This is a genomic window from Runella limosa DSM 17973 (assembly GCF_000482465.1).
Lineage (GTDB): Bacteria > Bacteroidota > Bacteroidia > Cytophagales > Spirosomataceae > Runella > Runella limosa.
This window is the reverse complement of the sequence record NZ_KI519429.1, coordinates 140,074-154,712: the sequence shown is the minus strand read 5'-3', so window position 1 is coordinate 154,712 and position 14,639 is coordinate 140,074. Positions and strand designations below refer to the sequence as shown.

At 46.4% G+C, this 14,639-nt stretch carries 15 protein-coding genes; 6 read left to right on the top strand and 9 right to left on the bottom strand.

Annotated features, from left to right (window positions below):
• Positions 1–155: 155 nt before the first annotated feature.
• From K339_RS0129425 to K339_RS0129415, 3 genes are read right to left on the bottom strand one after another with little or no spacing between them, the layout of a single operon-like run.
• Positions 156–1,709: an FMN-binding glutamate synthase family protein gene (locus K339_RS0129425; RefSeq protein ID WP_028526802.1), complete on the bottom strand. Its 1,554-nt coding sequence runs from the start codon at positions 1,707–1,709 to the stop codon at positions 156–158.
• Positions 1,710–1,742: 33 nt separating this feature from the next.
• Positions 1,743–2,576: a serine hydrolase gene (locus K339_RS0129420; RefSeq protein ID WP_051398345.1), complete on the bottom strand. Its 834-nt coding sequence runs from the start codon at positions 2,574–2,576 to the stop codon at positions 1,743–1,745.
• A gap of 54 nt (positions 2,577–2,630) precedes the next feature.
• Positions 2,631–3,077 carry a hypothetical protein gene (locus K339_RS0129415; protein ID WP_028526800.1) on the bottom strand — a complete coding sequence of 149 codons (447 nt, stop codon included), beginning with the start codon at positions 3,075–3,077 and terminating at the stop codon, positions 2,631–2,633.
• Positions 3,078–3,276: 199 nt separating this feature from the next.
• On the opposite strand from K339_RS0129415, the gene K339_RS0129410 reads away from it, so the two are divergent.
• Positions 3,277–4,023 carry a hypothetical protein gene (locus tag K339_RS0129410; RefSeq protein ID WP_028526799.1) on the top strand — a complete coding sequence of 249 codons (747 nt, stop codon included), beginning with the start codon at positions 3,277–3,279 and terminating at the stop codon, positions 4,021–4,023.
• On the opposite strand, the gene K339_RS0129405 is transcribed toward K339_RS0129410, so the two are convergent.
• Positions 4,008–5,099, bottom strand: a complete 1,092-nt coding sequence (locus K339_RS0129405; protein ID WP_028526798.1) for an endonuclease/exonuclease/phosphatase family protein — start codon at positions 5,097–5,099, stop codon at positions 4,008–4,010. The genes K339_RS0129410 and K339_RS0129405 overlap by 16 nt on opposite strands.
• A 52-nt stretch (positions 5,100–5,151) precedes the next feature.
• Here K339_RS0129405 and K339_RS0129400 point away from each other — a divergent pair, with 52 nt between their 5' ends.
• The 4 genes from K339_RS0129400 (at position 5,152) to K339_RS0129390 (ending at position 10,139) form a co-directional block, all read left to right on the top strand.
• Positions 5,152–6,651 carry an FG-GAP repeat domain-containing protein gene (locus K339_RS0129400; protein WP_028526797.1) on the top strand — a complete coding sequence of 500 codons (1,500 nt, stop codon included), beginning with the start codon at positions 5,152–5,154 and terminating at the stop codon, positions 6,649–6,651.
• 145 nt (positions 6,652–6,796) lie between these two features.
• On the top strand, positions 6,797–8,413 hold the full coding sequence (pckA, locus tag K339_RS0129395; RefSeq protein WP_028526796.1) for a phosphoenolpyruvate carboxykinase (ATP): 1,617 nt from the start codon (positions 6,797–6,799) through the stop codon (positions 8,411–8,413).
• A 36-nt stretch (positions 8,414–8,449) separates the two neighbouring features.
• Complete coding sequence (locus K339_RS37350; protein ID WP_157607785.1) at positions 8,450–8,677, top strand: hypothetical protein; 228 nt, start codon at positions 8,450–8,452, stop codon at positions 8,675–8,677.
• A gap of 130 nt (positions 8,678–8,807) precedes the next feature.
• Entirely contained in the window at positions 8,808–10,139 is a 1,332-nt protein-coding gene (locus tag K339_RS0129390) for a Gfo/Idh/MocA family protein (protein WP_028526795.1), read from the top strand.
• Here the strand turns inward: K339_RS0129390 and K339_RS0129385 are convergent, their stop codons facing one another.
• The 5 genes from K339_RS0129385 to K339_RS0129365 form a co-directional block, all read right to left on the bottom strand.
• Positions 10,140–10,352 carry a Kazal-type serine protease inhibitor domain-containing protein gene (locus tag K339_RS0129385; RefSeq protein WP_028526794.1) on the bottom strand — a complete coding sequence of 71 codons (213 nt, stop codon included), beginning with the start codon at positions 10,350–10,352 and terminating at the stop codon, positions 10,140–10,142.
• Between the two features lie 114 nt (positions 10,353–10,466).
• Positions 10,467–10,904 (bottom strand): NfeD family protein, encoded by a 438-nt coding sequence (locus K339_RS0129380; RefSeq protein WP_028526793.1) that lies wholly within the window; start codon positions 10,902–10,904, stop codon positions 10,467–10,469.
• A gap of 23 nt (positions 10,905–10,927) precedes the next feature.
• Positions 10,928–11,839, bottom strand: a complete 912-nt coding sequence (locus K339_RS0129375; protein WP_051398344.1) for an SPFH domain-containing protein — start codon at positions 11,837–11,839, stop codon at positions 10,928–10,930.
• A 181-nt stretch (positions 11,840–12,020) separates the two neighbouring features.
• The gene (locus K339_RS0129370; protein ID WP_028526791.1) at positions 12,021–13,496 is read right to left on the bottom strand and encodes an aldehyde dehydrogenase (NADP(+)); all 1,476 of its coding nucleotides are present in this window, start codon (positions 13,494–13,496) and stop codon (positions 12,021–12,023) included.
• A gap of 37 nt (positions 13,497–13,533) precedes the next feature.
• Positions 13,534–13,989 (bottom strand): nuclease A inhibitor family protein, encoded by a 456-nt coding sequence (locus tag K339_RS0129365; RefSeq protein WP_037302210.1) that lies wholly within the window; start codon positions 13,987–13,989, stop codon positions 13,534–13,536.
• Between the two features lie 49 nt (positions 13,990–14,038).
• Between K339_RS0129365 and K339_RS0129360 the strand changes: the two genes are divergently transcribed.
• Complete coding sequence (locus K339_RS0129360) at positions 14,039–14,632, top strand: hypothetical protein (RefSeq protein WP_028526789.1); 594 nt, start codon at positions 14,039–14,041, stop codon at positions 14,630–14,632.
• Positions 14,633–14,639 lie beyond the last annotated feature (7 nt).

The window sequence follows — 14,639 nt, the reverse complement described above, 5'->3', positions numbered from 1 at the left end:
GGGGGCTTTGTTGGGATAGTTTTTGTGTGGAGATATTTAACAAAATGGCTGAAATGTTTTATGAAATGGCTTGTTTTCTTTATGAAGTGGCTGGTTTGTTGAATAAAAAAAGCGGGTTGTAAGCAACCCGCCTCACTATTTACTTGCTTCACTATTTAATTCCCCCCACCTAAATGCGCACAATTGACCAACTTATTAATGCCATCGTAAGCGACGGGTACTTTTTCGTATTCGTACGCGATTCGGAGCGGGCGGGTGTGGTTGTTGTCACCCATTGCTACGTCCACATCGTCCATGGTAAACTGAGAAGGGTGTTCGTAGCCGCAAGCAATCGAAATCTCTAGTACTTCTTTCGTGAGGGTTTTTGCATAATTGTAAAAACGCTCGCTTTTCAACGTAGGGTCAACCCCTGCCTGCAACCATTTGTTTTGGGTCGCAATACCCGTCGGGCAGCGGTTGTTGTGGCAGACTTGGGCTTGGATACAACCGATAGAAATCATGGCTTCGCGGGCAATATTGATGACATCGACGCCCATCGAAAAGGCCATAATAGCTTGTGCAGGTAAGCCAAGCTTGCCCGAGCCAATGAACGTAACGCGGTGGGTAAGGTTGTACTTTTTGAAAATTTTATACACACTCGAAAACGCATATACCCAAGGCAGCGAAACGTGGTCGGCAAACGACGGTGGTGCCGCTCCTGTTCCTCCTTCGCCACCATCGATGGCAATAAAATCGGGGCCTTTGCCCGTTTTTACCATCAATTCGGCCAATTCTTCCCACATTTCTAGCTTTCCCACGGCGGCTTTGATGCCGACAGGAAGTCCCGTCGCGTCGGCCATGCTTTCGATGAAGTCAATCATTTCGGGGATGTTCGAAAATGCACTGTGCGCTGCGGGCGAAATCACGTCCTTGCCCAGCGGAATGTGGCGGATGTCGGCGATTTCTTGGGTGATTTTTGACGCAGGTAATACGCCCCCTTTCCCAGGTTTTGCCCCTTGCGAAAGTTTCAGCTCCAGCATCCGAATGGACGGATTGCTTTTGGTCAAATCCACCAGTTTTTGCATCACAAAATTCCCGTCATCGTCGCGGATACCAAAGTAAGCTGTTCCTATATTTAGCACCACATCGCCGCCTTTGTTGTGGTAGGGCGAAAAACCGCCTTCGCCCGTGTTGTGGTAGCAGCCAAACTTGGCCGCACCTTTGTTCAACGACTCAATCGCACGCGCCGACAACGACCCAAAACTCATGCCCGAAATATTAATCACCTGCTTAGGGCGATAGGGCTTTCGGCGATTGTGTGGTAAGCCAATCACTTTTGCAGCGGGCAAAACGTACGGGTTTTCGCGGTAAGGGTGGTCTTTGGGAAGGCGTTTGGTGAGCAAAGCGGGCTTGATAAAAATGTAGCCTGCTCCATTCACGTCTTGGTCAGTTCCGAAACCTTGAAAATTGTTTTCGCGTTTGGACGAAGCATAAATCCACGACCGCTGCCGACGGTTGAAGGGAAGCTCTTCGCGGTTGTTGGCCACGATATACTGCCGAAATTCAGGCCCAATGGTTTCAATCCAATACCGTAGGTGGCCAACCACGGGGAAGTTGTGTTTGATGGTATGTTTTTTCTGGGTAATGTCCCGAATGGCAATAATTAAAAGGAAAGCAATGGGCCAACACCACCAAGGAATTTGTCCCAAAAAATCAAAAATTGTATTCATGGATATGGAGTTATTAGGGTTGATGATTTGATTCTACTTTAATGTTTCGTAGCTTATTTTACCGATTTCTGCGATAATTGTTTCAGCTCTGTTGAGCTCAGTACCACGTACAAATACGGATATTACGAAGGGCTTTTTGGTGAAAATAATCCCTGCATCGCCCCGAATATAAGTGAGCGTGCCTGTTTTATGGGCAATGCCTACTTGCCGAGGAATGAGCGAGGGCAAGGTGCTAGTGTCATGATTGTCAAGCAAAAACGCCACCATCAAATCACAAAGCGCAGGCGTGGCAACCTTACGCTGGTAAATAAGGCTGAGTAAGCGGTTGATTTCGGCCGCATTCACGTAATTTTCGATGCCTTTGGCCACGGCGGCGGTGTCCATCATCACGCGATTGAGTTGGAGATTGGGAAAACCAAGCGTTTTCATTCGTTCGTTGACGGCTTCGCGCCCTACTTTCCGAATCAAGATGTTGGTGGCCGTGTTGTCGCTTGCCACCATCATCTGGTGGGCAAGTTGCTCGTACGTAAAAGCTTTGCCTTCACGTTCCTGAAAAATAGTACCTGCTCCGCCTACTTTGTCGGCATTTTGAAGGGTATAATAGTCGGTAAGTTCAAAGCGTTGGGCTTTGACTTGCTCCATGACTTCGACCAAAATGGGAATTTTGATGATACTGGCAGATGGCACCCGTTCGTCGTCTCCAAGGCTTGCATAACGTTTTCCTTCAAGTGATTCGACGCGGTAATTGACCTTTACCGAAGTGGGTAACTTCGCAAGGTAGTCGGCGAGGCTTTGCTCAAGGGCGGGGTGTTGAGCATGAACCGAAGTGAGGCTGGCCAATAGCACAAAAAAAATAAGTTGTCGCATTAGAATATCTGATTCTGGCGACAACTTACACAGTCCTCCTATAAAAATCAAGCCTTAGGCTGTTTCTTGTAACGAGGAAACCTCCTTGAGCGAAAAATGATTTTCTAGGTCTTTGCCAATAAACAATCGGAATTCGGTTTTGAATTTGCGGTAATTGTCGTGGTAAAAGTCCATCTTTTCCCGCAGATACACCTGCGTCGCCCAAATGTCGTCGTTGTATTGAACCGTTTCGTTTTTCAGGGCGATGGCCATGACGTTTTCTTGGGCGTGAATCTCGCTTTTGAGGGTATTGTTGACGCGTTTAAAATGTTCAATTTCCCGCGACATGCGCTGGAGCGTTTCGGCAAAACTTGTAGCTAAGTCAGTGGGTAAAATGACCTTCATTTCGTCGAGCAAATGCGCAAAAATGGTCACTTCTTCGTTGACAAAATCAATTTCTTTTCCCCAAAGCCGATGTTCAAAATGAAATCGTTGGAGGTCGAATTTAGGATTCTTGGCCATGGTAGTTTTTGTCTTTTAATTTTCTCAAAATCAGCTATTTTTATTAATATTTTCCATGAGAAAAGTCATACATCTGATTGAGAAAAGTCACGGAGAGGTTTTGAGGGAAAATAAACAGCAGCTTTGGCCACGCAGTAAATAAGAAATCATTGTAGCTTTACGTTGACTCACAAACCATAACCTCTTCTTTTTTACGATTATGTTTCAAAAAATATTCTTCTTTTTTCTGGCGGGATGGGCGTCCGTCGCAGTTGCCCAAAACACAACCAATGGCATGAGTAACGTGGCTCGGGATATGATGAACACCGAAGGACTAAAGGTTCCACTCAACGCCAACGTGGGGCTTTTTGGTATCAAAGGGCCGCGCGGGGAAGTGGTCGGAAATCCGTACCTCGATTCTACTTGGAAAGAAGGAAGCATTAAGTTATTTCAAAAAATTGGGCCTCCTGGCCGCGAAGGCGATAGCATTGCCAACGTGCCGATTCGCCTCGATTTGTACGCCAACGAAGTGGAAATCAAAACGCCTGCCAACGAAATTCGGGCGGTGAGTGGGAGCATGGTGCGCTTTTTTACGATTGAAGGGGTCGAACGCCGCGTGTTTATGAATGCCAGGCAATTTCGGGCGGAAGAACCCGTGCAAGGATTTATGGAGCTGATTGCCGCAGGGCGAATTTCGTTGGTGGAATATACCAAACTAAACATCATTAAACCCTCCTTCAACGAAGCACTTGGCACGGGAAGTCGGGATACCAAAATTTCAAAAAGCCCGCAGTATTTCGCCGTTCGAGGCAACACGTTGTTTCAGATTGGGACATCTAAAAAGAAACTATTGGAAGCCTTGGGTGACCGCGCCGACGACGTTGAAAAATTCATCAAAACCAACGACCTAAGCATGAAATCGCGGGCAGATATGGCCAAAATTTTTGCCTATTACAACAACCTGTAACGCCCAATGACGGGGTAGTGGTCGGAGTAAGGAATGTCTCTTCGGGTCTGGAAGTCGATGGCTTCCAGCTTTTTTTTGTCAAAAAATTGGTTGTCGATTCGGATAAAGCGTGGCGTATTGCGGTACGAAAACCCAAATCCGTGGCCCTTTTCTTCAAAGGCATTGGCGAGCATAGACCGAACTTCGCCATATACATAGCCGTACGGAACCTCGTTGAAATCGCCACATACCAACACAGGATGGGGACTTTTTTGTATCCATTCTAGCAACACATCAGCCTCTTCGGAATGGTGGATAAACCCCATTTTGAGGCGTTGGGTGACTTTTTTTGCTTCTTTTTTGCCTTGTTTATAGTCTTTTTCAACGTAAGCTTCTTTCAATCCACCAAAGCGAACAATCATCGAGCGTAAGTGCAAGTTAATGACCCGAATGGTGTCTTTCCGAATCACAATGTCGGCAAAAAGCAAGCCATTTTGGTCGTGAAATTCAACCTCCCCACGGTCGATAATGGGGTATTTTGAAACAATCGCTAGGCCCATGCAGTGCTGTTCGCGGGGAGCTACGTCGGGGTGCAAAACGGTATAATACGGATACCCTACTTTTTTGAGTTGTTTTAATGTATTCAAATGGGGGCGCGTATCGGAGTTGTAAAATTCCTGATAACACTGGATGTCGGTCTTCAGCCCTTTGACCCACTCAAGCATGGCTTGGTTGTTTTCGGGGTGGATGTTTTGAATAAAATTGTATGCGTCAAACGACATAACGTTGTACGACAAAACAGTCAATTCTTGTTTCTCAGGTGCAGGAGGCGCGACCCAAGAAAACTGAAAAGTACGGCTCCAAAAGGGAAAACTCAGCAACAGTGCTGCGCCTGAAAGGGTCATTTTTGAAGATTTACGTAGTAAAAAGTAGCAAAATATGACCAAGTGAAGCAGAACCACTACGGGCAAACTCATCATTAAAAAGCCCGCCACCCAATGCCCCGTGAACGTAAAAAAAGCAAGCCCATATACCAATAGCGTATAAATAAAGAATACTTGGTGAAGTCGCCAAAAGAAAGAAGTTGTGGATTTCATTGCGTAGTTTTAGGGCCGTTTTTCGCTTTTGAGTACAAAGTAAACACTTCCTATGAGAAAAATTATTGCATTTGGGGCACTAATGCTGTTAATAAACGCCTGTAATTTCAGTTCAAAGTCGGAAGAGGAACGACTTGCGCAGAGTTATTGTGGTGGTTGTCACGAGATGCCTTCTCCTAGTTTGTTGGACAAAAAAACGTGGGAAAAGGGTGTTTTACCCCAAATGGCGCTTCGGTTGGGGGTAGAGCCTGCCCCAACAATGAGCGTGTATGGAGAGTTGTCAACCGACGAAATTATTGCATTTACGCAAGCGAATATTTACCCAGAAACCCCCATTCTTTCCAAAGAAGAGTGGGAGAAAATTGTGAAATATTACCTTACCAATGCGCCCGAAAAACTTCCCGATTCATCTAAAAATTACCCCATTTCAAGTGATTTGACGCTGTTTGCTCCCAAAACGGATGTCCCAGACGTAGAAAAACTGCCGATGGTGTCGATGCTAAAATTTGATGACAAAGCCCAAAAGTTATACGTCGGTACGCGTACGGGAAAGATTCATATTTTGGATGCGCAATTTAAGCGAACAGACTCGATTAGCGTAGGGTCGGCGCCATCGGATGTATATTTCAATGCCGATGGAAGCCTCAATGCGCTGGCGATGGGTATCATGGATCCCAACGACAAAATGACGGGAACAATGGTTCAGTATAAAAAGGCGGCTGATGGGAAAAAATGGGATTCAAAAACCTTAATTTCTAAACTTCGTCGGCCTGTGAGTCAGTACGTTACGGACGTGGATGGCGATGGCCTCAAAGATATGATGGTGTGTGAGTTTGGGTTTCATTTGGGGCAATTTTCGTGGTACAAACAACTGCCTAATGATACCTACCAAGCGTTTCAATTGGATGCGTTGGCAGGGGCGAGGGTGGTTCAGCCTTACGATTTTAACCGTGACGGTAAGCTCGATTATTTTGTGTTGTTGGCGCAAGGTGATGAACAAATGGCAGTCTATTACAACCGTGGTGGTGGACGTTTTGAAAAACAAATACTGCATCGTTTCCCGCCCGTGTATGGCTCTAGCTACGCCGAATTGGCTGATTTTAATGGTGATGGAAATATTGATATTCTTTATGCCAACGGCGACAATGCCGATTATTCCATGATTTTAAAACCCTACCACGGGATTCGTATTTTCTTAAACGACGGGCATTTGCACTTCAAAGAAGCTTACTTTTTTGGCTTAAACGGTGCCGCAAAGGCCCTGGCTGAAGATTTTGATAAAGACGGTGACATCGACATCGCTGCGATTTCGTATTTCCCCGCCAAACCCCAAGAAGGATTTGTGTTTTTGGAAAATCAAGGCAGCCTGAAATTTAAAGCCACAACCTTTGCCCAACCCCGCCAAGACAAATGGATGCTGATGGAAAAAGCCGATTACGACCGCGACGGCGACACCGACCTCTTGCTCGGCTACCTCGAACGCCCTTCTTATCATAACCCTATCAATCAGTCGTTAAGGGGGCTTTGGGTGTTGGAGAATAAAAAACAATAATGACATTTATCATTACTTATTTAGCATAAAAGTGCTGAAAATGTGACGGTTATCCTGTGTTTCGTTAGGGATTGGTTTGTACATTTGGGAGGATTATTTATTCCTCTTTTTTGACCAAAATGTCATCAACCATTCACTTTCTCTTATGAGCACTTCATTCAACCTTCTCCAGTACGGTATCAAAAACAAAGAGACAATTCGCAATGCGTCGCCCGCTCAGTTGTACCAAATGGCCATTTTGTACGAAAAAGTGGCGGCCATTTCTGACAAAGGTGCGTTGATGCTCGATTCGGGCGAAAAAACGGGTCGCAGCCCTAAAGACAAACGTATCATCGAACGCCCCGAAAGTGTCAATGATATTTGGTGGGGAAATGTGAACATCAAAATGGATGAGCATACGTTCAACATCAATATTCAGCGGGCCATCGACTATTTTAATACCCGCACGCGGATGTACGTTGTGGACGGGTTTGCGGGTTGGGATCCTACGTACCGCATCAAAGTACGGGTGATTTGTACGCGTCCTTATCATGCCTTGTTTATGAACAACATGCTGATTCGGCCAACGCAAGAGGAACTAGCGACGTTTGGCGAACCTGATTACGTGATTTACAACGCGGGAGAGTTTCCAGCCAATCCCTATACTACCCACATGAACTCTCGGACGAGCATTGACTTGTGTTTTGAGCGCAAGCAGTTTGTGATTTTGGGAACGGAGTACGCGGGTGAGATGAAAAAAGGGGTGTTCACAATTATGAACTACATCATGCCCAAAATCGGCGTGCTATCAATGCACTGCTCGGCCAATGAAGGCGCTGATGGCGATGTTTCTTTGTTTTTTGGCCTAAGTGGAACGGGAAAAACAACCCTTTCTGCTGACCCACACCGTCAATTGATTGGCGACGATGAGCACTGTTGGTCGGCCGATGGGGTGTTTAACATTGAGGGTGGATGCTACGCCAAAGCCGTCAATTTAAGTGCTGAAAAAGAACCAGAAATTTTCCAAGCTATCAAGTTTGGTACGGTGTTAGAAAACGTCGTTTATGACCCGACAACGCACGAAGTTGATTACGACGATACCTCTATTACGGAAAACACCCGCGCTTCGTACCCCATTGAGTTTATTCCAAACGCTAAAATACCGTGCGTGGGTGGTCATCCCAAAAACATCATTTTCTTGACCTGTGATGCCTACGGAGTGCTTCCGCCCGTTTCTAAACTAACACCTGCGCAGGCTATGTACCATTTTATTAGTGGCTATACGGCCAAAGTAGCGGGCACTGAAATGGGCGTAACCGAGCCGACAGCGACCTTCTCTGCTTGTTTTGGGGCGGCGTTTATGGTGTGGCACCCGAGCAAATACGCGGAATTATTGGCCCAAAAAATCCAAGAAAATAATACCCATGTGTGGCTAGTGAACACAGGCTGGACGGGTGGGGCTTATGGTGTGGGTTCACGGATAAAATTGCGCTATACCCGTGCTATTTTGGATGCGATTCACAACGGCGAATTGGCCAATGCAGCTACGGTCGTCGATGCTATTTTTGGGCTTGAAATTCCAACGTCGTGCGCTGCTGTTCCGAGTGAATTATTGATTCCACAAAATACGTGGACAAGCCAAGAGGACTATGTCGCAACGGCGAAAAAATTGGCATCACTTTTTAACAAAAACTTTGAAACCTATAAAGACGGTTGTTCAGAAGAAATCATCAACGCAGGACCAGTGGGGAATGTCGAGGGGAGAATGCAGAGTGTCGAATAGAATGAAGTGGAGAGGGATGCTCACATCCCGACGAGCGTGTGTCGTGGAGAGGGATACTTACATCCCGACGAGTGCGTGCCGTGGGGAGGGATGCTCACATCCCGACGAGTGCCTGCCATGGAGAGGGATGCTTACATCCCGACGAGTGTGTGTCGTGAGGAGGGATGCTCATATCCCGATGAGTGTGTGCTGTGGGGAGGGATGCTCACATCCCGACGGGTGTGGCGCGGGTTATTATGGATAGCCCGCGTCACAAACCCCTGAATTAGAGACTTACAGTCGGGAACGTTTGCGTAAATTTTATGGGATTTTAGGTAGGATTTTTGTGCCTTTAGGAAGTAAATAGGAAAAAAGGTTGTCTTCTGTAATGACATACTAAACAAAGTTTCCGCTCATGCAACGCAGAGAATTTATAGAAAAATCTATTTTAGCCAGTGCCGCAACGGCCATGTCGGCAAGTAGTTATGCCAAAATCATTGGTGCCAATGACCGCGTACGAGTTGGGGTAGTTGGTTTTTCAGACCGTCACCGTTCGTCACACGTCGGGCCATTTAAGGAACTTTCAAAACAAATGAACTTTGAAATGACGGCGATTTCCGACATTTGGAACCGCCGCCGTGACGAAGGAAAAGCCTATTTGGACAAACAATTAGGCGGCAACGTGAAAGCGTTCCGTAACAATGAAGAAATGTACGATGCCAAAGTGGTGGACGCCGTTTTTATGAGTACGGCCGATTTCCAACACGCCATTCATACCATTGAAGCCGTGCAAGCAGGCTGCGATGTGTATGCCGAAAAACCGCTTTCGGAAACCATGGAAGACAACCGTGCGGTATTGAAAGCCGTAAAAGCATCGGGCAAAATTGTACAGATTGGTTCGCAGCGTCGTAGTGGAGAAAACTACTGGGCAGCGGCTGATTTTATCAAGTCAGGTAAGTTTGGCCCCATCGTAATGGTAGAATTGATGTGGAACGTCAATCAGCCTGGTCGCTGGCGCCGTCCCGAATTGACCAAAGATTTGAAAGAGTCGGATGTGGACTGGATGCGTTATCAACTTAACCGCCCTAAAACAGCTTTTGACCCACGTAAATACTTAGAATACCGCTTGTTCTGGCCGTATTCATCGGGGATTCCAGGCCAATGGATGAGTCACCAAATTGATACTGTACACTGGTTCAGCGGCTTGCCACACCCACGTTCGGCCGTAGCCAACGGCGGGATTTACCAGTGGAAAGATGGCCGTACCAACCCAGATACGTTGACGGTAGTGTTTGATTACGGCCCATTGGATGATCCAAAAACAGGTTTCCAAGTACAATTCACCAGCCGTTTTTCTAACTCAGCGGGTGAAACCAAGGAGTTGTACTACTCAAACGGTGGTATGATTAACCTTGACACCAACGAAATCAGCCCAACGGGTGGTTTGCGTGAGCGCGAGGCTAAAGCAATGGGCTTGCCAGCTAACTTGTTGCCAACGATGAAGTTAGAGGGAGCGAAAGTAGAAACCAGTGCCAATACAGGCAACGATCCACTTACGTTCAATCACATCAAAAACTGGATGGAGTGTGTGCGTAGCCGTAAGCAGCCCAATGCACCGATTGAGGCAGGATACCAGCACTCAATCGCGACCATTATGGCCAATGCTGCCTACCGCACAGGTCAGCGCGTGACGTTTGATGCAAAATCACAAGAAGTATTGGCAGGTGGAAAGCCGTTCAAATACTAATTATTTTTTGCACTCACCTTGGGTATAATTGACAATGCCATACGCTTCGGCAAAGCAAGCGTTGCTGTATGTTTTACCATTGCAACCACAAACGGGCGCATAGCTAAGATAGCAATTAAAGGAGTCAACGGGCTTCTCCACACATTCTGGAGGTAGCTCTTTTTCACAACCCGTCATTGCCAATAAAAAAGCGAAAATCAATAGTAAACGCATAGCCTTGTATTTTTCTATGAAGACTTGCTTTTGGTGAAAATGGTTGGAAATACTACAAAAAAAGTCGCTGCTTAACAGCGACTTTTTTTGTGTAAATAGTTGGTTACTTGTGTTTTATTCTGCAACAATGAGGCGAATGCCGTCGAGTTCTTGAATAACAACTGATTTGCCTTTGTGAATACGCTCGTGCGATTTCGAGAGGGCAATCCATTCGGTACCTCGGTAAAAAACCTTCCCTTCGCCATCGACAGGGATGTCGATGACGACGGTTGCTTTATCGCCCACGTACTCAGAGTACTCCAGCGACTTGTCCGACGATTTTTTGGTGAGTGCTTGAAGCGGTTTTCTAAACGCAAACAGTGACAAAACGGACACGACCGAAAAACAGAACAATTGCGCATTAATCATGGGCAATACGCCCATCCACGTTAAAAAAGCAGTTACGAATGCCCCCACACCAATAAAAGCAAATACGAAAGATACTGAAAGTAATTCTGCTATGAGCATCACTACTCCAACGATAATCCAAATTTGGGTGGATGAGATTTCCATTTCGGGTAAAAATTAATGGTTAATTATTTTTTTTCCTGTTGCTTAACGATGCTCATCGCTGTGGCAATCATCGAAGACATGTCTCCAAAGTTGGCAGGGAGAATCATCGTATTGGTACTCTTAGCTAAGTTTCCGAACTGTTGTACCATTTGTTCGGCTACTTTCAATTGAACGGCATCCATACCGCCTTTTTCTTGAAGGGACGCTGCAATCACCCGAATACTGTCGGCAGTGGCATCGGCTACCGACTTAATGGCGGCTGCTTGTCCTTCCGATTCGTTGATTTGGCGCAATTTTAATGCTTCAGATTCTAAAACAACTTTTTGTTTCTGACCTTCGGCCTGATTGATAGCGGCCATTTTCTCCCCGTCCGATTGCAAAATCAACGCACGGCGCTCGCGTTCGGCTTGCATTTGTTTCTCCATTGCGTGAAGAACGCTTTGCGGAGGGGTAATATTTTTTATTTCGTAACGGAGCATTTTTACACCCCAGCCAATCGCCGCCTCGTCGATGGCTTGCACCACGGCGTGGTTAACGGTGGTACGTTCTTCAAAGGTTTTATCAAGGTCAATTTTTCCCATCTCCGAACGCATGGTGGTTTGGGCCAACTGAGTCACGGCAAATACGTAATCGTTGATTCCGTAGGAAGCACGCTGAGGATCGACCACCTGTAAAAACAAAACGCCGTCCACGCGAACCTGTACGTTGTCGCGGGTGATACAAATTTGTTCTGGTATATCAATCGCTTTTTCTTTTAGGCTATGTTTATAAGCGATACGGTCAAAAAAGGGTACGACCCAGTTGATACCAGGCTGAAGCACCCCGTAAAACTTGCCCAAGCGCTCGACCACAAAAGCGGTTTGCTGTGGAACCACCTTGATGGTCATCCAAACGAGTAAAAAAGCGAGTACAGCGATTATTCCAAACGCAATCATATCTATCAGTAGTTAAGGTTAAATTGTTGAAACGAAAATAAGCGACATTGGGTGAGGATTCAAGTCTTTCGGGATGAAGGACGAAAAATCAGACAGGAACGGCAAAATAAAAGGTGCTTAGAAATTTCTAAGCACCTTTTATTTTGCCTCTTGCAATTTGCTCCTTGCCTTTTATTTTTAATTACTTTTCCCAATTCGCATTTACCATTCTCCAGATTCCTAATGGGTTTCCGTCTTTGAGCTCGTCGGGGAGAAGGTGTTGTGGAAAGTTTTGGTACGCCAACGGACGCACAAAACGCTTGATGGCATGAGCACCTACCGAACCAAAACGACCGTCGGTACTGGCGGGGAAAGGCCCACCGTGCTGCATCGCTGCGCAAACTTCTACACCCGTCGGAACGCCATTGAGAAGCACCCGACCGCACAAAAGGCTCACGGCCGCAATCAAATCAGCGGCGTTGGCGAGGTCGGCATCAGTTCCAATGACGGTGCAAGTAAGCTGTCCTTCCAAATGTTCGATGATGTCGTTCATTTCGGCCGTGTCTTTGCACTTGATAATCAATGAAAAAGGGCCAAATACTTCTTGGTGCAGGGTTGTATTTTGTAAAAAGTCGTCGCCATTGACCGAAGCCACCGACGGGATACCGTCTAAATCTTGGTAAGTTCCTTCGGTTTCAGCGTCTATCGTTACGGCTTCGTGGCCAATGACTTCACTGCGCTTGGCACGGAATGCTTTCGCAATTCCCGCGTGTAACATAGGTACAGGAGCGATTTGACGGATTTCGTTGGCAAGGGTTGTGCTAAACGTATCGAGTCCTTCGCCTTCTACCCCAATAATCAAGCCTGGTTTGGTACAAAACTGTCCCATGCCTCCCGTGATAGAACCTGCGTAGAGTTTTGCGTATTTTACTGCTTCTTTATCAAGGGCGTCAGGTAGGAGGAAAACGGGATTGGTACTGCCCATTTCGGCAAAAACAGGAATAGGTACGGGACGTTGGTTGGCCAAGTCGAACAAGGCTTTTCCTCCCACAAACGAACCTGTGAAGCCTACTGCGGCCGTTTTGGGGTGCAATACAAGCGCTTTCCCAACTTCAAAACCCGCTCCTTGCAAGTGCTCAAAAAGCCCTTGTGGCATACCTGTTTTTTCAATCGCTTTGCGAACCGCACCCGCAACCATCTCAGACGTTTCGGGGTGAGCAGGGTGGGCTTTTAGGACTACAGGGCAACCCGCACCCCAAGCCGCTGCGGGGTCAACACCCGCTGTTGAGTAAGCAAATGGAAAATTACTTGCCCCAAATACCACGACTGGCCCGATGGGAACGAGCATATTGCGAATATCTGGTTTGGGTAATGGTAGGCGGTCAGGAATGGCCGTGTCGATGGTGGCGTCCACCCACGAACCCTCCGCAACCACCTCAGCAATGTTGCGAAGTTGGTTACAGGTACGTCCGCGTTCGCCCGTTAAGCGCACCGACGGCAGGTGCGTTTCGCGCATGGCTACTTCAATGACAGCCTCTCCGAGGGCTTCTATTTCGTCGGCAACGGCCCGAATAAATGTGGCTTTTTCTTTACCGCTTTTGTGGCGATATTCCAAAAAAGCCGCGTAGGCGCGCTGCATCGCTTCGTTAACTTCTGAAATTGTGGCGTCTTGGTACATGGTATTCAAAAAATAATAAATGTTATGGTGGTTTGATTTATGTTTCGATTATTTTGGTTTTTAAACCTGCCCATTGGTCATTGGTAGTCTGTCCTAGTAAATACAGGTCAATTTCAGTTTGTCCTACTCTAAAAGCTTGGAAATTTTTCAAATGGGTTTCCAATAAACTTTTAAGTTGTGAAAATTGTGCTACCGCTTGGCGCTCTTCCTCTTCGTACCATTCTTCTATTGTGGTGACGGGAGTCCAAAAATTTTCGACACTCATCTCCTCCACAAAGGTATCTAATGGGACGGAAAGATATACCAATAAGTTGTTGATTGTCAATGGGGATGGTTGTACCTGTGCAATATCAATCCATTCCAAAGGTTCATCCGATTCGCTAGGATACAACAAATTAGGCAATAAATTAGTGACTTCTGCCTGCCATTGCGTCTCAATATCGGAAACAACAGGAGGGATATTCTCAAGATTCTCTTTTTGGATGTTTTCCATTTTAAAATTATCTCTAAATTTGAGCCAAACTTAAAACTTTTTCAAGACAATGTTAGAGCAATTAATGAGTCTTATTCAAGACAATTCTCAGGAAGCCATCGTTAATAACCCTGCCATCCCTAATCAGAACAACAATGCTGCCATGCAAACAGTGTTCCAATCGGTCGTGGGAGGCTTGCAAAACGAAGCGCAAGGCGGAAATTTGAGCGGCTTGATGGGCCTTTTGTCAGGTCAAGCTGGACAAGGTGGGAGCCTAATGAACAATCCAATTGTGGCTGGAATTGCTCAAAACGCGATTGGTAGCTTGATGGAGAAATTTGGCTTATCGAACAGCGCAGCGGGTAACATCATCGCACAAGTTCTTCCAGGAGTTCTTGGCTCAATGATTTCAAAAACAAGCAACCCTAACGATAACAGCATGGACTTTGGCGGCATCATGGGGTCGTTGTTGGGCGGACAAGCTCCTCAGCAACAACAACAAGGTGGTTTTGATTTTAACCAAATTGGCTATGCCCTTGCTGACGGTAAATTAGATATGAACGATGTGATGCGCATCGGCGGTAGCCTTTTGGGTGGAAACTCAGGCAACGCGGGTAGTGCAGGAGGCCTTGGCGGCTTGTTAGGTGGTCTTTTTGGAAAATAAACCACAG